Here is a 19,213-nt window from a genome sequence, read left to right on the forward strand (position 1 = left end):
GTCCTACATTGCGAGGACCGACCGATGCCCCCGCCGATCCCGTGGAGGGACCTCATGGCAGCCGAGCCGCGCCGCGCCGAGTCAGGCTTCCCGATCGAGCCGCTGTACGGCCCGGAGGCGCTGGCCGACTGGGATCCGGCGAGCAGGCTCGGCCGGCCGGGGGAGTACCCGTACACCAGGGGCGTCTACCCGACGATGTACGCCGGGCGGCCGTGGACGATGCGCCAGTACGCGGGCTTCGGCACCGCCGCCGAGTCCAACGCCCGCTACCGGCAGCTGATCGCGGGCGGCGGCACCGGACTGTCGGTGGCCTTCGACCTTCCCACCCAGATGGGCTACGACTCGGACGCGCCGCTCGCCGCCGGGGAGGTGGGCAAGGTGGGCGTGGCCGTCGACAGCGTTGAGGACCTGGCCGTGCTGTTCGACGGCATCCCGCTGGGCGGGGTGTCCACCTCCATGACCATCAACGCGCCCGCCGCCCTGCTCCTGCTGCTCTACCAACTGGTCGGCGAGGCCCAGGGGGTGGCGCCGGCCCGGCTGACCGGCACGGTCCAGAACGACGTGCTGAAGGAGTACATCGCCCGGGGCACGTACATCTTCCCGCCGCAGCCCTCGCTGCGGCTGGTCGCGGACGTCTTCCGGTACTCCCGGGCGGAGATCCCGCGCTGGAACACCATCTCCATCTCCGGCTACCACATGGCCGAGGCCGGGGCGGATCCGGCGCAGGAGGTCGCCTTCACGCTGGCCAACGGCATCGCCTACGTCCGTACCGCGATCGCCGCCGGGATGGCGGTGGACGACTTCGCCCCCCGGCTCTCGTTCTTCTTCGTGGCCCGGGTCACGCTGCTGGAGGAGGTGGCCAAGTTCCGTGCCGCCCGCCGGATCTGGGCCAGGGTGATGCGGGAGGAGTTCGGCGCGAAGGACCCGCGCTCGTGGATGCTGCGCTTCCACACCCAGACCGCCGGGGTGCAGCTCACCGCCCAGCAGCCCGAGCTGAACCTGGTCCGGGTCTCGGTGCAGGCGCTCGCCGCGGTGTTCGGCGGCACCCAGTCGCTGCACACCAACGGCTTCGACGAGGCGATCGCGCTGCCCACCGAGAAGGCCGCCCGGCTCGCCCTGCGCACCCAGCAGGTGCTCGCCCACGAGACCGACGTGACCGCCACCGCCGACCCGTTCGCCGGCTCGTACGCGGTCGAGTCGCTGACCGACGAGGTGGAGGCCGCCGTGCTGGCGCTGATGGCCCGGGTCGAGGAGCTGGGCGGCGCGGTGGCCGCGATCGAGCGGGGCTTCCAGAAGGCCGCGATCGAGCGCACCGCCTACCGGCTCCAGCAGGAGACCGACTCCGGCGAGCGGACGGTGGTCGGCGTCAACCGCTTCCGGCTGGACGCCGAGGAGCCGTACCGGCCGCTGCGGGTGGATCCGGCGGTCGAGCGGCAGCAGGTCGAGCGGCTGTCCCGGCTGCGCGCCGGGCGGGACCGCGTGGCCGTCGCCCGGGCGCTGGACGGGCTGCGCCGCACCGCGGAGGGGACGGGGAACGTGCTGTACCCGATGAAGGAGGCGCTGGCCGCGCGGGCCACCGTCGGCGAGGTCTGCGACGCCCTGCGGGAGGTGTGGGGCGTGTACGCCCCGGTGGAGCGCTTCTGACGTCACGTCAAGATTGGGGCGACCGTGACCGCCGCTCCGGGTGATCGTTGCACAGGGCAAGCAACCGGGGAAGGCGGCTGAAACGAGATGTCATACCCACCTGTTCGGCCGGTATGCGCCCATCCGGGGACTAGTTTTCCGGAAGTCGGGCCAAATCCCCCCAACAGGCCTACCCTTGTTGAGATGAACCGTCCTGAGCCCGCTCAGCCGGGCGCCACTCTGGCCACCGCCCGCCCCGCCGCCGAACTGCGCGCCCGGGTCCGGGGGCTGGAGTCCGAGCTGATCGCCTTCCGCCGTGACCTGCACCGGCACCCGGAGCTCGGCCGCCAGGAGTTCCGCACCACCGGCCTGCTCCGCGACCGGCTGGTGGCGGCCGGCCTGAGCCCCCGGGTGCTGCCCGGCGGCACCGGCCTGATCGTCGACGTCGTCCCGGCCGGCACCGCCCCCGGCGCCGAGTTCCTGGCCTTCCGCGCCGACATCGACGCGCTGCCGATCGACGACGCCAAGACCGACGTGCCGTACCGCTCGACCGTCCCCGGTCGGGCCCACGCCTGCGGCCACGACGTGCACACCGCGGTGGTGCTCGGCACCGCCCTGGTGCTGGCCGAGGCCGTCCGCACCGGCGAACTGCGCCGCCCCGTCCGGCTGGTGTTCCAGCCGGCCGAGGAGGTCCTGCCGGGCGGTGCGCTGGACGTGATCAAGGCCGGGGGGATGGACGGCGTCGGCCGGATCTTCGCGGTGCACTGCGACCCCAAGGTGGAGGTGGGCCGGATCGCCCTGCGCACCGGGGCGATCACCTCGGCCTGCGACCGCCTGGTGCTGCACCTGGACGGCCCCGGCGGGCACACCGCCCGCCCGCACCTGACCACCGATCTGGTGACCGCGGTCGCCCGGATGGCCGCCGACCTGCCGGGCGCGCTGGCCCGTCGGATGGACCCGCGCTGGGGCGTGAGCCTGGTCTGGGGCCGGATCGCCTCCGGCTCCGCGCCCAACGTCATCCCGCAGCACGCCGAACTGGAGGGCACCGTCCGCTGCCTGGAGCTGGACGGCTGGCGCGAGGCACCCGACCTGCTGCACGAGCTGATCGCCAAGCTCGCCGAGACCTACCGGGCGAAGTGGACGCTGGACTACCACCGAGGGGTGCCGCCGGTGGTCAACGAGGCGGTCTCGGTCGCCCTGCTGGACGCGGCGATGACCGACCGGTTCGGCCGGGAGGGCGCGCGGGTGGTGGAGAGCACCGAGCAGAGCCTGGGCGGCGAGGACTTCTCCTGGTACCTGGAGCACGCCCCGGGCGCGCTGGCCCGGCTCGGCGTCCGCGCCCCCGGTGACACCACCGTCCGCGACCTGCACCAGGGCCGCTTCGACGCCGACGAGCGCGCGATCGGGATCGGCGTGGAGCTGTTCGCGGCGCTCGCCCTGGACGAGCCGCGGGGCTGAGCTGCGGGACTGAGCCGTGGGACTGAGCTGCGGAAACCGAACGGCAGGACCGAGCCGCGGATACCGAACAGCAGCACTGGGCCGCGGGATTGAGTGGCGCACGCCGTCCCCGGACATCTCCTCGGGCACCGCGTGAACGCCCCCTCGGGCGACCCCCCGGACGACCGGCCGGCACCCCATCGCGGTGACCGGCCGGTTTACCGCCATCCGAGGTAATCGAACGGTTCCGTAGACTGAGCCGCAAAACCAGCTTTGGATCACCGTCGCGCACGGGAAATAGGGCCTCGGGAAGACCGTGAGACCACGGTTTGATAACAACCCGAATGCTCCGGCACCCCGTAACCCAACCGTGTTCTACGCGCGTTACGGTGGCGTCCGACCACGCTAATCAGGTGCGTGTGAGAAGGAGATACTCCCTTGCGCCGTTCAATGAAGCTCGCTGCGGTTGTGCTCTCGGGTTCCCTGGGCATGGCCTCGCTCGCCGCTTGCGGCGCAAAGAGCACTGACAGCAACACCTCCTCCGGTTCGGGCGACGGCTCGATCAAGGTCGGTATGGCCTACGACATCGGCGGCCGTGGCGACCAGTCGTTCAACGACTCCGCCGCCCGCGGTCTCGACAAGGCCAAGGCCGAGCTCGGCGTCGCGGTCACCGAGGCCGACGCCAAGACCGGTGAGGCCGAGGCTGACAAGGAGACCCGCCTCAAGAACCTGATCGACGGCGGTTACAAGACGATCATCGCGGTCGGCTTCGTCTACCAGCAGGCGGTCGACAAGGTCGCCAAGGACAACCCGAACGTCAAGTTCGCGATCATCGACTCGAACGACAAGGACCAGCCGTCCAACGTCACTTCGCTGGTCTTCGCCGAGCAGGAGGGTTCGTACCTCGCCGGCGTCGCCGCCGCGAACAAGTCGAAGTCCAAGCACGTCGGCTTCATCGGCGGTGTGCAGACCGAGCTGATCAAGAAGTTCGAGGCCGGTTACAAGGCGGGTGTGAAGTCCGTCGACGCGAACATCCAGGTCGAGACCACCTACCTGACCACGCCTCCGGACTTCACCGGCTTCAACTCGCCCGACAAGGGCAAGGAGGCCGCGCAGGGCCAGCTCGACAAGGGCGCGGACGTCATCTACGCCGCCGCCGGCTCCTCCGGCAACGGCGCCATCGAGGCCGTCGCCAACAAGCCGGGCGCCTACGCCATCGGCGTCGACTCCGACCAGGCCGCCCAGCCGGCCCTGGCGAAGTACAAGAACAGCATCCTCACCTCGATGGTGAAGAACGTCGACAACGCCGTCTTCTCCTACATCGAGTCGGTCAAGAAGGGCCAGCCGTTCACCGGCATCAAGCTCTTCGACCTGAAGGCCGAGGGCGTCTCGCTCGCCACCACCGGCGGCAAGCTCGACGACATCCAGGACAAGCTGAAGGCCGCCGCCACGGCGATCACCTCCGGCGCCACCACCGTCCCGACCGCGCCGGCCCAGTAAGGCCCGCGCGTCCCGGACGCACCAGCGACTGCCGCCTGCCCGGCAGCGCGACGAACGGCAGAGCATCACGGGAGGGGCCCGGCAGGGTGCGCTCAACGCGTACCCCCGGGCCCCGTCCCGTCCCCCCGTCTTCCCCTTGGCCCTCCCAGCGCAACGACGCGCCTCCAGACCACCAGGAGATCGCCATCACCGCATCCGACCCCGTCCCCCCGCGCGAGGACGGTACCCCCAGCGCGGGGACGGCGACATCGGCCGTCGAACTGCGCGGCATCACCAAGCGCTTCCCCGGTGTCGTGGCCAACCACGACATCAACCTCACCGTCCGCAGCGGTACCGTGCACGCCCTCATGGGTGAGAACGGCGCCGGCAAGTCGACGCTGATGAAGATCCTCTACGGCATGCAGAAGCCGGACGAGGGCACCATCGCGATCAACGGCGAGCCGTGCGAGTTCAACACCCCGGGCGACGCCATCTCCCGCGGCATCGGTATGGTCCACCAGCACTTCATGCTGGCCGACAACCTCACCGTGTGGGAGAACGTCGTCCTCGGCGGCGAGAAGCTCCACGGCATCGGCGCCAAGGCGAAGGCGAAGATCAAGGAGATCTCCGACCAGTACGGCCTGGGCGTGCGCCCGGACGCCCTGGTCGAGGACCTCGGCGTCGCCGACCGCCAGCGCGTCGAGATCCTCAAGGTGCTCTACCGCGGCGCCAAGATCCTGATCCTCGACGAGCCGACGGCCGTGCTCGTCCCGCAGGAGGTCGACGCGCTGTTCGACAACCTGCGCGAGCTCAAGTCCGAGGGCGTCACCGTCATCTTCATCTCGCACAAGCTGCACGAGGTGCTGGCGGTGGCCGACGCGATCAGCGTGATCCGGCGCGGCACCACGGTCGGCGACGCCGACCCGAAGGCCGTCACCGCCCGTCAGCTGGCCGAGATGATGGTCGGCGCCGAGCTGCCCTCCCCGGAGAGCCGCGAGTCGACCGTCACCACGACCGAGATGCTCGACGTCAAGGACCTGCGGATCGCCAAGACCGACGCCGAGGGCATCGAGCGCGTCGTCCTCGACGACATCTCGCTGCGCATCCACAAGGGCGAGATCCTCGGCATCGCCGGCGTCGAGGGCAACGGCCAGGCCGAACTGGTCGAGGCCATCATGGGCATGCTGCCGCTGGACGGCGGCACCGTCACCCTGGACGGCAAGGACCTCTCCGGCTCGCTCACCCGGGCCCGCCGCGAGGCCGGCATCGGCTACATCCCCGAGGACCGCCACAAGCACGGCCTGCTGCTGGAGGCCCCGCTCTGGGAGAACCGGATCCTCGGTCACGTCACCGAGGCGCCCAACTCCAAGGGCGTCCTGCTCGACCCGGGCGCCGCCCGCAAGGACACCTGGCGGATCGTCGAGGACTACGACGTCCGCACCCCGGGCATCGAGGTCACCGCGGCCTCCCTCTCCGGCGGCAACCAGCAGAAGCTGATCATCGGCCGCGAGATGAGCCACCAGCCCAAGCTGCTGATCGCCGCGCACCCCACCCGTGGTGTGGACGTCGGCGCGCAGGCGCAGATCTGGGAGCACATTCGGGTCGCCCAGCGGGCCGGTCTGGCCGTCCTGCTGATCTCCGCCGACCTGGACGAGCTGATCGGCCTGTCCGACACCATCCGGGTCATCTACCGCGGGCGCCTGGTCGCCGACGCCGACCCGGCCACCGTCACCGCCGAGGACCTCGGTACCGCCATGACGGGTGCCGCCAGCGGCCACCTCGAGTCCGATCCGGAGGCCGTCGAGCAGTTCCACGAGATCCTCGTGGAGGGCACCGAGGCCGAGTCCGACGCCGGCCCCACCGACACCGCCGACGACCCGCAGGCGGGGGAGTAGCCCACATGACCAGTCCCAACACCGCCGCCAAGCGCAGCCTGGCGCAGCGGATCAGCGGTGAGCGGATCGTGCTCGCACTGGCGGCGCCGGTGCTCGCGGTCGTGCTCTCCATCGTGATCTGTTCCGTCCTGCTGGCGACTTCGGGCAAGAACCCGTTCGACGCGTGGAACGTGATGCTCACGTACGCCGGCAAGTCGGACGGCCAAGTGGGGATCCTCAACCGGTCCACCACGTACTACCTGGCCGCCGCTGCCGCCGCCTTCGGGTTCCGGATGAACCTGTTCAACATCGGCGTCGAGGGCCAGTACAAGGTCGCGGCGCTGTTCGCGGCCTTCGTCGGCGCCAAGGTCGACCTGCCGGCGATCATCCAGATCCCGCTGCTGCTGGTCACCGCCATGCTGGTCGGCGGCCTGTACGCGAGCATCGCCGGTCTGCTGAAGGTCTACCGCGGGGTCAGCGAGGTCATCTCGACCATCATGCTGAACTCGATCTCGATCGCGGTCGTCGGCCTGCTGCTCGTCCCCGGCATCTTCGCGCCGAAGACGAGCGCCACCAGCAACTCGATCCAGACCGACCCGATCTCGCAGTCCAGCCACTTCTTCACGATGGAGACGGCGGGTGGCCCGCTCTGGGGCTTCATCTTCATCGCCGCCCTGGTCGGCGTGGTGTTCCAGTTCGCGCTGACCCGCACCCGCTTCGGCTTCGACCTGCGCGCCACCGGCCGCTCGGAGTCGGCCGCGACCGCGTCCGGCGTGAACGTCAAGCGCATGGTGATCATCTCGATGGCGGTCTCCGGCGCGATCGCCGGTCTGATCGGCATGCCCGAGCTGGTGCAGAACTCGTTCTACTACGGCCAGAGCTTCCAGCCCGGTCTGGGCTTCCTCGGCATCTCGATCGCCCTGCTGGGCCGCAACAGCCCGATCGGCATGGCCTTCGCGGCCCTGCTGTTCGCCTTCCTGGACACCACCGGCTCCCAGCTGCCGCTCCAGGGCGGCTTCCCCTTCGAGATCGTCGACGTCATGAAGGGCACCATCGTCATCTGCGTCGTCGTCGCCTACGAGCTGGTGCGCCGCTACGGCCTGAAGCGCCAGCAGCAGAAGGTCGGCGCCCAGCTCGCCGCCCAGCTCGCGGCTCAGCTCGCGGCCACTGAGAAGAAGGAGGTGTCCGCATGAGCACGGCTACCGCCGCGCGTCCGAAGGCGCCGGGCGCGCCCACCAAGAAGCGCAAGATGTCCTGGCCGGTGGTGCTGCTGCTGATCGCGGGCGCCCTGGTCCTGTTCTCCGCCGTGGGCATGGCCACCGGCAACCACGCGCTGACCTCCTCCGGTCAGATCACCGCCGCGCTCAGCGCCGCCGTGCCGATCGGCATGGCCGGTCTGGGCGGTCTGTGGTCCGAGCGGGCCGGCGTGGTCAACATCGGCCTCGAAGGCATGATGGTCGCCGGCACCTTCTGCGGTGCCTGGGCCGGCTACCTGGTCAACCCGTGGGTCGGCCTGCTGGCCGGCATGCTCGGCGGCGCGCTCGGCGGTCTGCTGCACGCGCTCGTGACCGTCACCTTCGGCGTCGACCACATCGTCTCCGGCGTCGGCATCAACCTGCTGATCCCCGGCATCTGCGCGTACGTCAACCGGATCTACTACAAGGACTACATCGCGGTCGGCGCGGGTGCGAACCAGTCGCCGCCGGCGGATCCGCTGCCGTACATCACCGTCCCCGGGCTGTCCTCGTGGCTGTCCGACATCGAGAAGCACCACTGGTTCCTGGTCTCGGACGTGGCCGGCGTGGTCGGCGGCCTGGTCACCAACATCTCGGTGGTCGTGCTGGTGGCCGGCGCGATGATCGTGGTCAGCTACTTCGTGCTCTGGCGCACGGTGTTCGGCCTGCGGCTGCGCTCCTGCGGTGAGAACCCGACCGCCGCCGAGTCGCTGGGCGTCAACGTCTACAAGTACAAGTACCTCGCGGTCATCGCCTCCGGCGCCTTCGCCGGCCTCGGCGGCGCGTACCTCTCGCTGGTCGCGGCGCACTTCTACAAGGACGGCCAGACCCTCGGCCGCGGCTTCATCGGCCTCGCCGCGATGATCTTCGGCAACTGGATGCCGGGCGGCCTCGCCATGGGCGCCGGCCTGTTCGGCTTCACCGACAGCCTCCAGCTGCGCGACCCGGAGTCGGTGCACGTGCTGATCCTGACCGTCGCCATCGCGATGGCGCTGCTCGCGCTCTGGCAGCTGTACCGGCGCAAGTTCACCGGTGCGGCGATCTCCTTCGTGGTCGCCGGCGGTCTCGGCGCCTGGTACGCGCTCACCGACGAGGTGCAGCGCCCGCTGATCGTCGCCACGCCGTACGTGATCACCCTGGTGGTGCTCTCGCTGGCCTCCCAGCGGCTGCGCATGCCGAAGGCCGACGGCCAGATCTACCGCAAGGGCCAGGGCAAGTGACGGCGCCTGCGGCGTCGGCCGCGATCGACTGGGAGCGGCTGCGCGCGGCCGCGCGCGAGGCGATGACCCACGCGTACGCCCCGTACAGCAAGTTCCCGGTCGGCGCGGCCGCGCTGGTGGACGACGGGCGGCTGGTCACCGGCTGCAACGTCGAGAACGCCTCGTACGGGCTCGGGCTGTGCGCCGAGTGCGGGCTGGTGTCCGCGCTGCACGCCACCGGCGGCGGCCGGCTGACGGCCTTCACCTGCGTCGACGGCGCGGGCGAACTGCTGATGCCGTGCGGGCGCTGCCGCCAGCTGCTCTACGAGCACGGCGGGCCGGAACTGCTGATCGAGCTGCCCTCCGGGATCCGCCCGATGAGTGAGGTCCTGCCCGACGCGTTCGGGCCGGAACGGCTCTAGCTTCGACAATTGTTACGCGCGTAGAGTGTCGCGAGTGGGCCGGAACCCGGTCATCTCGCGACACTCTTCGCTTTTGAAACCCCTCTTGGAGCACGCATGGACGCCATCTCCGTCATCAGGACCAAGCGCGACAGCGGAGAGCTGAGCGACGCTCAGATCGACTGGGTCATCGACGCCTACACCCGCGGCGAGGTCGCCGACGAGCAGATGTCCGCCCTGGCCATGGCGATCCTGCTGAACGGCATGAAGCCGCACGAGATCAGCCGCTGGACCGACGCGATGATCCGCTCCGGCGTCCGGATGGACTTCTCCTCGCTGCCGCTGCCCACCAGTGACAAGCACTCCACCGGCGGCGTCGGCGACAAGATCACCCTCCCGCTCGCCCCGCTCGTCGCCGCCTGCGGCGCCGCCGTCCCGCAGCTCTCCGGCCGCGGCCTCGGCCACACCGGCGGCACCCTCGACAAGCTGGAGTCCATCCCCGGCTGGCGCGCCCTGCTCTCCAACGAGGAGATGCTCGACGTCCTGCGCACCACCGGCGCGGTCATCTGCGCCGCCGGTGACGGCCTCGCGCCCGCCGACAAGAAGCTCTACGCGCTGCGCGACGTCACCGGCACCGTCGAGGCCATCCCGCTGATCGCCTCCTCGATCATGTCCAAGAAGATCGCCGAAGGCACCGGCGCCCTGGTCCTGGACGTCAAGGTCGGCTCCGGCGCCTTCATGAAGAACCTCGACGACGCCCGCGAACTCGCCCGCACCATGGTCGGCCTGGGCACCAGCGCCGGTGTGAACACCGTCGCCCTGCTCACCGACATGTCCACCCCGCTCGGCCTCACCGCCGGCAACGCGCTGGAGGTCCGCGAGTCGATCGAGGTGCTGGCCGGCGGCGGCCCCGCTGACGTCGTCGAGCTCACCCTCGCCCTCGCCCGCGAGATGCTCGCCGCGGCCGGCGTGCACGGCAAGGACCCGGCCGACGCGCTGCGCGACGGCTCCGCGATGGACCACTGGCGCCGCATGATCGCCGCCCAGGGCGGCGACGTCGACGCCCCGCTCCCGGTCGCCCGCGAGCAGCACGTCATCCCGGCGCCCGCCTCCGGCGTCCTCACCGAGCTCGACGCCTACGCCGTCGGCGTCTGCGCCTGGCGCCTCGGCGCCGGCCGCGCCCGCAAGGAGGACCCGGTCCAGGCCGGCGCCGGCGTCGAGATGCACGCCAAGCCCGGCGACACCGTCGTGGCCGGCCAGCCCCTGCTGACCCTGCACACCGACACCCCCGAGCGCTACGACTACGCCATCGAGGCGCTGGCCGGCGGCATCGCGGTCTCCCCGGCCGGCACGGCCTTCACCCCGAACCCGATCGTCCTCGACCGCATCGCGTAGTCATGCGATTGCCCTTCATGCGGCAGCGTGCCGGCTGCATGAAGGACCGACGAGGAGCCCGTACCCGGTCTGCCGGGTGCGGGCTCCTTCCGTGTGCTCGGGCCCGGTCGGCCGGTGCCCTGCGGATGCGGGTTCAGGCGTAGGTCCGCAGGACGCTGGTGTCGAGCGTCCAGGGGCCGACGGCGATCTCGTCGCCGAAGACGAAGTCCTTGCGGCGGGTGTAGCCGGGCTCGTCGTGGACGATGCCGGTGCCCTTGCGGGGATCGACCAGGAGGTACAACGGGATGCCCATGGCCGAGTAGTCGCGGACCTTGTCGTGGTAGTCGTTCTCGGGGTTGGACTTGGAGACGATTTCCACGACGAGAAGGATCTCGTGGGGGAGGAACGCCGGGTCGTCGTCGTCCAGGGCCGCGTCGGGGAACACCATCAGGTCGGGATTCCGGAGCCGACCGAGGCCGACGTCCTCCAGATCCGCGCCGCCGTGGGCGATGTAGCCGGGGTGGGTCTGCGGTAGCTGGGCATTGAGCTGGTGGGCCAGGCGGATGACGGCGAGCTCGTGACGTTTCACGGGTGACGTCATCATGACGATCTCGCCGTCGGCGATCTCGATCTTTCCTGTCCCCGGCACCTTCGGCAGCTGATCCGCGATCTCGCGCAACCGGGCGTACACAGCAGGATCGACGCTCATGTCCCGGAGCGTATCGGCGGCGACTGTCAGGCGTCCGCGACCGCTCGCCGGGCCGCGTGGGCCCGGTGGGTGGCGTAGAGGGTGACGGCGGCGGCGAGGGTCATGGCGGTGAGGCCGACGGTGGCGGCGCCGGGCCAGCCGGTGGCGTGGTAGGCGTCGGCACCCAGGGTGCCGCCGAGGCTGTTGCCGAGGTAGTAGGCGATCAGGTAGAGGGCGGAGGCCTGGGCGCGGCCCTCGGTGGCGGTGCGGCCGACCGCGGAGGAGGCGGTGGCGTGGCCGGCGAAGAAGCCGGCGGTGATCAGGACCAGGCCGAGCAGGGCGCAGACCAGGGACTCGGTGAGGGAGAGCAGCAGCCCGGCGGCGGTCACGCCGATGGAGACGTAGAGCGCGCCGCGGCGGCCGAGCCGGGCGGCGAGGCGGCCGGCGGCGGCGGAGGTGCCGGTGCCGACCAGGTAGACGACGAAGATCGAGGCGGCGACGGACTCGGGCAGGTGGAACGGCGCCGAGATCAGCCGGTAGCCGACGGTGTTGTAGACCGCGCCGAACACGGCCATGAACAGCAGTCCGAGCGCGTACAGTCGCACCAGCAGCGGGTTGCGCAGGTGCCGGCCGACGGTGCGGGCCAGGGCGCGGGCGTCCACCGGGGCCGGGGTGAAGTGCCGGGCGGCGGGGATCAGCAGCCGGAAGGCGAGCGCGGCGAGCAGGGCGAGGGCGGCGGAGGCGGCGAGGCCCCAGCGCCAGCCGAAGGCCGCGGCGGTCCAGCCGGAGAGCAGTCGGCCGCCCATGCCGCCGATGCTGTTGCCGGCCACGTACAGGCCCATCGCGGAGGCCAGGGCGCTGGGGTGGACCTCCTCGGCGAGGTAGGCCATGGCGGTGGCGGGCAGCCCGGCCAGCGCGGCGCCCTGGAGGACGCGCAGCACGACGAGGGTGGTGAGGTCGGGCGCGAGCGGCAGGGCGAGGGCGAGGGTGGCGGCGGCGAGGGTGGAGGCCGTCATCACGGCGGTGCGGCCGTACCGGTCGGACAGGGCGCTGGCGGGGAGCAGGGCGAGCGCGAGTCCGAGGGTGGCGGCGGAGGCCGTCCAGCTGGCCCGGCCGGGAGTGAGGTCGAGGTCGGCCGAGAGGATCGGCAGCAGGCCCTGGGTGGAGTAGAGCAGGACGAAGGTCGCGACTCCGGCGGCGAACAGGGCGAGGTTGGCGCGGCGGAAGGCGCGCTGGCCGGGGCGGTGGCGGTCGTCGTGCGAGGGGGCGGGGGCGGGGGCATCCGGGGTGGTCACGGATGCCCTGGTATCGGCGGGCTGCATGTCGTCGACGGTAGGCGCGCCGCGGTTGATGCGTCCAATGCATGAACGGTGGATGATCGATGTGTTGTCGTATGAGTCGAGGTGGTGGCGGGATGGCCGGGGCGGACCGGGCGGACGTGACGGACGGCACGGAGCCGCGGTACCGGGTGGCGGAGTTGGGGCCGGACGAGCCGGCGGTGCTGCTGGCGCCCAGGCTGGCCCAGTTCGCGGCGGTGGCCCGGCTGGAGCACGTGACGCGGGCGGCCGCGCTGCTCGGGGTGCCGCAGCCGACGCTGTCGCGGGCGGTGGCCCGGCTGGAGGAGGAGCTGGGGGTGGACCTGCTGGCCCGTCAGGGCCGGACGGTCCGGCTGACCAGGGCCGGCCGGCTGCTGTTGGCCTCGGTGGAGCGGGCGCTGGCGGAGGTCGAGCGGGGGGCGGAGGCGGCCCGGGCGGAGGCCGATCCGGCGGCCGGGCGGGTGGCGTTCGGCTTCCTGCACACGATGGGGACGGACGCGGTGCCGGCGCTGCTGCGGGGGTTCCGGGCGGGGCATCCGCAGGTCCGGTTCCAGCTGGTGCAGGACTACGTCGGGGCGATGCTGGAGCGGTTGCGGGCGGGGGAGTTGGACCTCTGCCTGGTCGCGCCGCTGCCGGACGATCCGGCCTTCACGGCCCGCCCGCTGGACGAGCAGCGGCTGCACCTGGTCGTCCCGGCGGACCACCGGCTGGCGGGCCGGCGGCGGATCCGGCTGGCGGAGGTGGCCGAGGAGCCGTTCGTCGGGCTGGAGCAGGGGTACGGGCTGCGCGCGATCACGGACGGCTTCTGCGCGCAGGCCGGGTTCGTGCCGCGGCTGGCCTTCGAGGGGGAGGAGGCGGAGACGCTGCGCGGGCTGGTCGCGGCCGGGCTGGGGGTGGCGCTGCTGCCGCCGGCGCTGGTGCCGCGGCCGGGGGTGGTGGAGCTGGAGGTGACGGCGCCGCGCACCCGGCGGGCGATCGGGCTGGCCTGGGCGGCGGGGCGGCCGCTGACCCCGCCGGTGGCGGCGTTCCGGGACTTCGTGCTGTCCCGGCGGGGCCGGTTGCTGCAGCACGACTGAGCCGCAACTGGGCCACGACTGAGCCGCAACGGGGCCGCAACCGGGCCGAAGGTGCCGCGGATGGCCCGGGCGGTGGAATTCCCGGTGGACTTTCGCCGAACCGGCCGCGTCAACAGTGGTGGGTCTACGCGCGTAGGGGCTATATTTCCGCAATGGAGAAGCAGATCCCTGTCACCGCCGCGGGCGCCGGCCCGCGCATCCCCACCCCCGACCAGATCCGCCGCGCGCCGAAGGTGCTGCTGCACGACCACCTCGACGGCGGGCTGCGCCCGGAGACGGTCGTCGAGCTGGCCGCCGCGGTCGGCTACGAGGGCCTTCCGACCACCGACGCCAAGGAGCTCGGCGAGTGGTTCCGCGAGGCCGCCGACTCCGGCTCGCTGGTCCGCTACCTGGAGACCTTCGCGCACACCTGCGCCGTGATGCAGACCCGCGAGGCCCTGATCAAGGTCGCCGCCGACTGCGCCGAGGACCTGGCCGCCGACGGCGTCGTGTACGCCGAGGTCCGCTACGCCCCCGAGCAGCACCTGGAGGCCGGCCTGTCCCTGGACGAGGTCGTCCGGGCCGTGAACGAGGGCTTCCGCCTCGGCGAGGCCAACGCCCGCGCGGCCGGCCACCGGATCCGGGTCGGCACCCTGCTGACCGCGATGCGGCACGCCGCCCGCTCCACCGAGATCGCCGAACTGGCCAACCGCCACCGGGACCAGGGCGTCGTCGGCTTCGACATCGCCGGTGCCGAGGCGGGCCACCCGCCCACCCGCCACCAGGCCGCCTTCGACTACCTCAAGGGCGAGAACAACCACTTCACCATCCACGCGGGCGAGGCCTTCGGCCTGCCGTCGATCTGGGAGGCCCTGCAGTGCTGCGGCGCCGACCGGCTCGGCCACGGCGTGCGGATCGTCGACGACATCACGGTGGCCGAGGACGGCAGCGTCGAGCTCGGCCGGCTGGCCGCGTACGTGCGCGACAAGCGCATCCCGCTGGAGATGTGCCCGACCTCCAACCTCCAGACCGCGGCGGCCACTTCGTACGCCGAGCACCCGATCGGGCTGCTCAGCCGGCTGAAGTTCCGGGTCACCGTGAACACCGACAACCGGCTGATGAGCGGCACCAGCATGAGCCGCGAGTTCGGGCACCTGGTGGAGGCCTTCGGCTACACGCTGGGGGACATGGAGTGGTTCACGGTGAACGCGATGAAGTCCGCGTTCCTGCCGTTCGACGAGCGGCTGGCGATGATCAACGACGTGATCAAGCCGGGGTACGCCGAACTGAAGGCGGAGTGGCTGTTCAGCTCGGGCACCGGCGACAGCTGAGCGGCCCGGCCCGTTCGAATGGTCGGGTGAACGCCCATGTCCCGAAAGGGAGTTGGCGTTCATCCGACTACTCACTCGGGTGAGTGAACGCCCTTTGGTCCTCGCGCGGCCCACTCACTACGGTGTGCCCGTCCATGCTGACAGGCCGTGGCGGCGGAAGCCCGTCCGCCCCGTCCCGATGTCGGCCACCGACGACGACCCAAGGGACGAACCATGAAGCAGGCTCTCAAGGCCGCCGGCACCGCGGCGCTCGGCATCGCCATCGCGGCGGTGGGCGCCGGTACCGCCGCCGCCGCCCCCGCGCCCGGCGGCCTCGGGCTGCCCACCGGCGCGGTCACGAACCCCGCGGTGACCGGCGCGGTCACCGACACCGCCGCCAAGCTGCCCGGCGGCGACAAGGTCACCGGCACGCTCGGCACCCTCACCCCGGCCGCCGGCCAGGCGGCGCCCGCACCGGCCGCCGAGGCCGGTGCCGCCACGCGTGGCGCCATCCCGACCATCCCGGGCGTCGACAAGACCCCCATCGGCGGGCTGACCCACACCCTGCCGCTGCCGGGCCTGACCGGCTGACCTGGCCGCCGGCACGGCGACGGGCCGTCCGCCCCGGTGATCCCGGGAGCGGGCGGCCCGCCGTCGTACCGGGCCCGGCGCGACGGCGCCGGGCGTACGGCTCCCGGGCTTACGGCTCCTGGGGGAGCAGCACCCAGAGGACCAGGTAGACCAGGCACTGGAGCCCGGGCAGGATGATCGAGATCAGGAAGATCAGTCGCACGGTCCACGGCGTCACGCCGTAGCGCTCGGCAAGCCCGGCGCAGACGCCGGCGATGACGCGGTTGTGACGGGGACGGGCGAGACGGGCGCTCATGGGTCAACTCCGTGTCGTGGCACCCGATCCGGCCGATCCGGCGGGCTTAATTTCCACTCTCCGCCACCGCGCTCCCGGAAACGTCCACCTGGCAGTCGATTCGCCACCCCGCCGACTCGCCGGTGAGGCGTAGCCGGGTGTCGGGGTCCGTCTCAGGGTCGCCCGGAGTCGGATGCCCCAGGTGGCGCCCGCCCGGCGGCGGGAAAGCCCGTTGCGGTCCGGTGGCGGGCCGTTCTAGCCTCTCCGGCAACACGTCGAGGGAGACGAGTACCTCCGGGCCCCGTGGGTCGAGAGAGCCGCCGGCAGCTGTGAAGGCGGCCCCGCGCCCCGGAGCGAAGACACTCCCGAGTGCGGGGAGGAAATGCCCCGCCGGCCGGCCCCCGTCAACGGGCCGCAATGAGGCCGCCGCCCGCGCGGGCGGCGGCGAAAGTGCGGTGGCACCGCGAGTTGCCCTTCTCGCCCGCACTCCGAAGGGATCACCACGACGCCCCTGGAGGGCCGCGATGATCCACCCGACGACCCGTGTCCTGGCCGCCGAACTACCCGGCCACGTCGGCGAATCCGTAGAGATCAGCGGCTGGCTGCACCGCCGCCGCGCACTCAAGTCCGTCACCTTCCTGGTGATCCGGGACCGCTCCGGACCGGCCCAGGTGGTCGCCACCGGCGCCGGTCCCGACCTGCCGGAGGAGACCGTCCTGCGGATCCGCGGCACCGTCACCGCCAACCCGCAGGCGCCGGCCGGCGTCGAGCTGACCTCGCCCACCGTCGAGGTCCTGTCCAGCCTCGCCGAGGCGCCCCCGTTCAGCCTGTTCCGGCCGACCGTCGAGGCCGCCCTCCCGGTGATCCTCGACGGCGCTCCCGTCACCCTCCGCCACCCGCGCCTGTCCGCCCTGCACCGGATCGCGGCGGCCTCGGTGGGCGGGTTCCGGGCCACCCTCGACGGCCTGGGCTTCACCGAGATCCAGACCCCGAAGGTGGTCTCCTCGGCCACCGAGTCCGGGGCGGACGTCTTCGCGCTGGACTGGTTCGGCCGCCCCGCCTACCTCGCGCAGTCGCCGCAGTTCTTCAAGCAGGCGATGGTCGGGGTGTTCGAGCGGGTCTACGAGACCGGGCCGGTGTTCCGGGCCGAACCGCACGACACCGCGCGGCACTTGGCGCAGTACACCAGCCTCGACGCGGAGCTCGGCTTCATCACCGACCACCGCGAGGTGATGGCCGTGCTGCGCGAGGTGGTCGCCGGGATGGTCGCCTCGGTGGCCGAGCGGGCCGGCGCCGCCGTCGACCTGCTGGAGGTGAAGCCGCCCGAGGTCCCGGCGGAGATCCCGCAGCTCCACTTCGCCGAGGCGATGCGGCTGTTGGGCGTCGACGAGCCGGACCTCGCCCCGGCGCACGAGCGGTGGCTCGGCGAGTGGGCGCTGCGCGAGCACGGCAGCGAGTTCCTGTTCGTGGTCGGCTACCCGATGCGCAAGCGGCCCTTCTACACCCACCCGGAACCGGGCCGCCCGGAGTACTCCAACAGCTTCGACCTGCTCTTCCGCGGGCTCGAACTGGTCACCGGAGGCCAGCGGCTGCACCGGTACGAGGACTACCTGGCCGCGCTGGCGGCCCGGGGCGAGCCGGTCCAGCCGTACGAGGGCTACCTGCGCTCCTTCGCGCACGGGATGCCGCCGCACGGCGGGTTCGCGCTGGGGCTGGAGCGCTGGACGGCGCGGCTCACCGGTACCGACAACATCCGCCGGACCACGCTCTTCCCGCGCGACCTGCACCGCCTGACGCCCTGACGCCCTGACACCCTGACGCCCTGACGCCCTGACGCCCTGACACCCTGACACCCTGACGCCCTGACACCGACGGGCGGGGGACGCCGGACGGACCGGAGCCCCCCGCCCGTCGGCGGCGGATCAACAGGCGGTTACTGCGCCTGCCCGGACTGCCCGGCCGGCGGCACCGGCTGCGCGTACGGGTTGTTCGGCACGGGCTGCGCCGGCGGAGCGTACGGCGCGGCCTGCGGCGCGGCGCCCTGCGGCGGGACGGGCTGGCCGTACGGCGCCTGCGGGGCGTTGGGGTCGTACGGCGCCGCCTGCGGGGCCGGCTGCTGGTTCTTGGCGTTGCCGCGTTCGACGATCGCCTTCACGGAGCTGGCGATCAGCGCGATCGGCAGGATGAACGCCTTGAAGAAGACCCTGTACTGTTCGCCCTCGAAGACGAACGCGAGGTAGTAGGCGTACCCCAGGAATCCAAGGCCGGCAAGGATATTGATGATTCGCCAGCCGACCTTCAGGCCGCTACCGGGATTGACCGCTCCGAGGACCAGCATGGCGGCACCGCTGATCGCCAGCGCGACGACGTACCAGGAGAAAAGCGGCTCGGCGCTGAAATCGAGATTGTTCAAGGGGGATTCCTGTGGGACGGGGGATAAGACGGGGAGGCCTTTGGGGCGACAGCGCAGATTACCGGAGGCGGCCGACATTCGGCGTCGCCTTTTCATCACGGAGTCGTCGCACCCCGACGGAACGGCAATGGACGAGGTGGGAAATGACTGACTATGAGGTGCCGCGGGTCTTTTGCGGCCTCGACGGCGAGTGCGGGAACGCACTCGCCGTGGTGCGGGAGGACGGGCCTCAGCGAGCGGGGGGCGTGGGCTCGGCGTAGGCGCGGGCGCGCGCGACCGGCGGGCCGACCAGGGCGGTCACCTTCGGCGCAGGCGCAGGCGCAGGCGCAGCCCCGCGCGCGGGCACCGGCACCCGGACCCGCGGCCGCCGGTCGCGCAGCAGCCGCCGCAGGCCGGGGACGAGGGCCAGGTGGGTGATGGCCACGCCGATCACGGCGAGCAGTATGTGGTCGACGTTGAGGACGTGCCCGGGCGTCCAGGAGGAGAGGAACTCCAGGCCGGTCGCCAGCAGGGCGGAGGCGCCGGTGGTGCGCAGGAAGGACGGCAGCCAGGGGGCCCGCAGCCGGCCGCCGGCCAGCGGGAGCAGCACGCCGAGCGGGGCCAGCAGGAGGAACTCGCCGACGACCTGCCAGCCGGTGGAGGAGCGGAGGGAGGCCAGCGGCGTCAGGTTGGTGTCGTACACCCAGGGAACCGGCAGCGGCCTCAGCACCACCAGCCAGAGGACGAGGGCCAGGTGACAGGTCAGGCCCGCCAGTCCGGCTGTTCGAAGGGGACGGTGGACGGCCGTCGCCGGCCGGTTCCTGGTCCGTGCGCCGGAACGCTCGTCGCGTGTCCTGGTGCCATCTCGCTGCACGGGGGGAAGGACGTGGGCCGGTGGCGCGGTGGTTCCACCCCGGGCGTGAACATTCCGGGGCGCGCCCCGGCCTCCCGCCGCCCCGGGGCCG

17 protein-coding genes are annotated in these 19,213 nt (G+C 72.0%); 12 read left to right on the forward strand and 5 right to left on the reverse strand.

Annotation, left to right across the window (positions count from 1 at the left end):
* Window positions 1-54 precede the first annotated feature (54 nt).
* The 8 genes from ACIO9K_RS16755 (at window position 55) to ACIO9K_RS16790 (ending at window position 10,643) form a co-directional block, all read left to right on the forward strand.
* On the forward strand, window positions 55-1,644 hold the full coding sequence (locus tag ACIO9K_RS16755; protein ID WP_400330436.1) for a methylmalonyl-CoA mutase: 1,590 nt from the start codon (window positions 55-57) through the stop codon (window positions 1,642-1,644).
* Between the two features lie 183 nt (window positions 1,645-1,827).
* Window positions 1,828-3,081, forward strand: coding sequence for an amidohydrolase (locus ACIO9K_RS16760; RefSeq protein WP_363624589.1), 1,254 nt, complete (start codon window positions 1,828-1,830; stop codon window positions 3,079-3,081).
* Window positions 3,082-3,498: 417 nt separating this feature from the next.
* Window positions 3,499-4,560, forward strand: a complete 1,062-nt coding sequence (locus ACIO9K_RS16765; RefSeq protein WP_363624591.1) for a BMP family ABC transporter substrate-binding protein — start codon at window positions 3,499-3,501, stop codon at window positions 4,558-4,560.
* A gap of 347 nt (window positions 4,561-4,907) precedes the next feature.
* On the forward strand, window positions 4,908-6,434 hold the full coding sequence (locus ACIO9K_RS16770) for an ABC transporter ATP-binding protein (RefSeq protein ID WP_400330522.1): 1,527 nt from the start codon (window positions 4,908-4,910) through the stop codon (window positions 6,432-6,434).
* Window positions 6,435-6,439: 5 nt separating this feature from the next.
* Window positions 6,440-7,606, forward strand: coding sequence for an ABC transporter permease (locus ACIO9K_RS16775; RefSeq protein WP_363580228.1), 1,167 nt, complete (start codon window positions 6,440-6,442; stop codon window positions 7,604-7,606).
* The gene (locus tag ACIO9K_RS16780) at window positions 7,603-8,868 is read left to right on the forward strand and encodes an ABC transporter permease (RefSeq protein ID WP_350877261.1); all 1,266 of its coding nucleotides are present in this window, start codon (window positions 7,603-7,605) and stop codon (window positions 8,866-8,868) included. The genes ACIO9K_RS16775 and ACIO9K_RS16780 overlap by 4 nt, the downstream gene beginning before the upstream one ends.
* Entirely contained in the window at window positions 8,865-9,269 is a 405-nt protein-coding gene (locus ACIO9K_RS16785) for a cytidine deaminase (protein WP_063349052.1), read from the forward strand. Before ACIO9K_RS16780 ends, ACIO9K_RS16785 begins: the two co-directional genes overlap by 4 nt.
* Before the next feature lie 96 nt (window positions 9,270-9,365).
* Window positions 9,366-10,643, forward strand: a complete 1,278-nt coding sequence (locus tag ACIO9K_RS16790) for a thymidine phosphorylase (protein WP_363624592.1) — start codon at window positions 9,366-9,368, stop codon at window positions 10,641-10,643.
* A gap of 133 nt (window positions 10,644-10,776) precedes the next feature.
* On the opposite strand, the gene ACIO9K_RS16795 is transcribed toward ACIO9K_RS16790, so the two are convergent.
* Entirely contained in the window at window positions 10,777-11,331 is a 555-nt protein-coding gene (locus ACIO9K_RS16795; RefSeq protein WP_363624594.1) for a Uma2 family endonuclease, read from the reverse strand.
* A 26-nt stretch (window positions 11,332-11,357) separates the two neighbouring features.
* Entirely contained in the window at window positions 11,358-12,632 is a 1,275-nt protein-coding gene (locus ACIO9K_RS16800; protein ID WP_400330440.1) for an MFS transporter, read from the reverse strand.
* Window positions 12,633-12,724: 92 nt separating this feature from the next.
* Between ACIO9K_RS16800 and ACIO9K_RS16805 the strand changes: the two genes are divergently transcribed.
* The 3 genes from ACIO9K_RS16805 to ACIO9K_RS16815 all read left to right on the forward strand — a co-directional run bounded on the left by ACIO9K_RS16805 (window position 12,725) and on the right by ACIO9K_RS16815 (window position 15,582).
* Complete coding sequence (locus tag ACIO9K_RS16805; RefSeq protein WP_363624598.1) at window positions 12,725-13,702, forward strand: LysR family transcriptional regulator; 978 nt, start codon at window positions 12,725-12,727, stop codon at window positions 13,700-13,702.
* A gap of 152 nt (window positions 13,703-13,854) precedes the next feature.
* Window positions 13,855-15,012, forward strand: coding sequence for an adenosine deaminase (locus tag ACIO9K_RS16810; protein WP_363624600.1), 1,158 nt, complete (start codon window positions 13,855-13,857; stop codon window positions 15,010-15,012).
* A gap of 213 nt (window positions 15,013-15,225) precedes the next feature.
* Window positions 15,226-15,582, forward strand: coding sequence for an ATP-binding protein (locus ACIO9K_RS16815; protein ID WP_363624602.1), 357 nt, complete (start codon window positions 15,226-15,228; stop codon window positions 15,580-15,582).
* A 109-nt stretch (window positions 15,583-15,691) separates the two neighbouring features.
* Here ACIO9K_RS16815 and ACIO9K_RS16820 read toward each other — a convergent pair whose 3' ends face one another.
* Window positions 15,692-15,877 carry a PspC domain-containing protein gene (locus ACIO9K_RS16820; RefSeq protein ID WP_363580246.1) on the reverse strand — a complete coding sequence of 62 codons (186 nt, stop codon included), beginning with the start codon at window positions 15,875-15,877 and terminating at the stop codon, window positions 15,692-15,694.
* Window positions 15,878-16,380: 503 nt separating this feature from the next.
* Between ACIO9K_RS16820 and aspS the strand changes: the two genes are divergently transcribed.
* Window positions 16,381-17,658, forward strand: coding sequence for an aspartate--tRNA(Asn) ligase (aspS, locus tag ACIO9K_RS16825; protein ID WP_363624604.1), 1,278 nt, complete (start codon window positions 16,381-16,383; stop codon window positions 17,656-17,658).
* Between the two features lie 131 nt (window positions 17,659-17,789).
* On the opposite strand, the gene ACIO9K_RS16830 is transcribed toward aspS, so the two are convergent.
* Together ACIO9K_RS16830 and ACIO9K_RS16835 are read right to left on the reverse strand one after the other, a co-directional pair.
* Window positions 17,790-18,269: a hypothetical protein gene (locus ACIO9K_RS16830; protein WP_400330445.1), complete on the reverse strand. Its 480-nt coding sequence runs from the start codon at window positions 18,267-18,269 to the stop codon at window positions 17,790-17,792.
* Between the two features lie 229 nt (window positions 18,270-18,498).
* A complete protein-coding gene (locus ACIO9K_RS16835) occupies window positions 18,499-19,023 on the reverse strand; it encodes a VanZ family protein (RefSeq protein WP_400330525.1) in 525 nt (174 codons plus the stop codon).
* Between the last annotated feature and the right edge of the window lie 190 nt (window positions 19,024-19,213).

It is taken from the genome of Kitasatospora sp. NPDC087271 (assembly GCF_044744605.1).
GTDB lineage: Bacteria > Actinomycetota > Actinomycetes > Streptomycetales > Streptomycetaceae > Kitasatospora.

Coding starts and splice junctions, on each gene's coding strand:
- ACIO9K_RS16775 (WP_363580228.1), top strand. CDS start 6,440: ATGACCAGTCCCAACACCGCCGCCAAGCGCAGCCTGGCGCAGCGGATC.
- ACIO9K_RS16800 (WP_400330440.1), bottom strand. CDS start 12,632: ATGCAGCCCGCCGATACCAGGGCATCCGTGACCACCCCGGATGCCCCC.
- ACIO9K_RS16755 (WP_400330436.1), top strand. CDS start 55: ATGGCAGCCGAGCCGCGCCGCGCCGAGTCAGGCTTCCCGATCGAGCCG.
- ACIO9K_RS16805 (WP_363624598.1), top strand. CDS start 12,725: ATGGCCGGGGCGGACCGGGCGGACGTGACGGACGGCACGGAGCCGCGG.
- ACIO9K_RS16795 (WP_363624594.1), bottom strand. CDS start 11,331: ATGAGCGTCGATCCTGCTGTGTACGCCCGGTTGCGCGAGATCGCGGAT.
- ACIO9K_RS16760 (WP_363624589.1), top strand. CDS start 1,828: ATGAACCGTCCTGAGCCCGCTCAGCCGGGCGCCACTCTGGCCACCGCC.
- ACIO9K_RS16770 (WP_400330522.1), top strand. CDS start 4,908: ATGGGTGAGAACGGCGCCGGCAAGTCGACGCTGATGAAGATCCTCTAC.
- ACIO9K_RS16780 (WP_350877261.1), top strand. CDS start 7,603: ATGAGCACGGCTACCGCCGCGCGTCCGAAGGCGCCGGGCGCGCCCACC.
- ACIO9K_RS16790 (WP_363624592.1), top strand. CDS start 9,366: ATGGACGCCATCTCCGTCATCAGGACCAAGCGCGACAGCGGAGAGCTG.
- ACIO9K_RS16815 (WP_363624602.1), top strand. CDS start 15,226: ATGAAGCAGGCTCTCAAGGCCGCCGGCACCGCGGCGCTCGGCATCGCC.
- aspS (WP_363624604.1), top strand. CDS start 16,381: ATGATCCACCCGACGACCCGTGTCCTGGCCGCCGAACTACCCGGCCAC.
- ACIO9K_RS16820 (WP_363580246.1), bottom strand. CDS start 15,877: ATGAGCGCCCGTCTCGCCCGTCCCCGTCACAACCGCGTCATCGCCGGC.
- ACIO9K_RS16810 (WP_363624600.1), top strand. CDS start 13,855: ATGGAGAAGCAGATCCCTGTCACCGCCGCGGGCGCCGGCCCGCGCATC.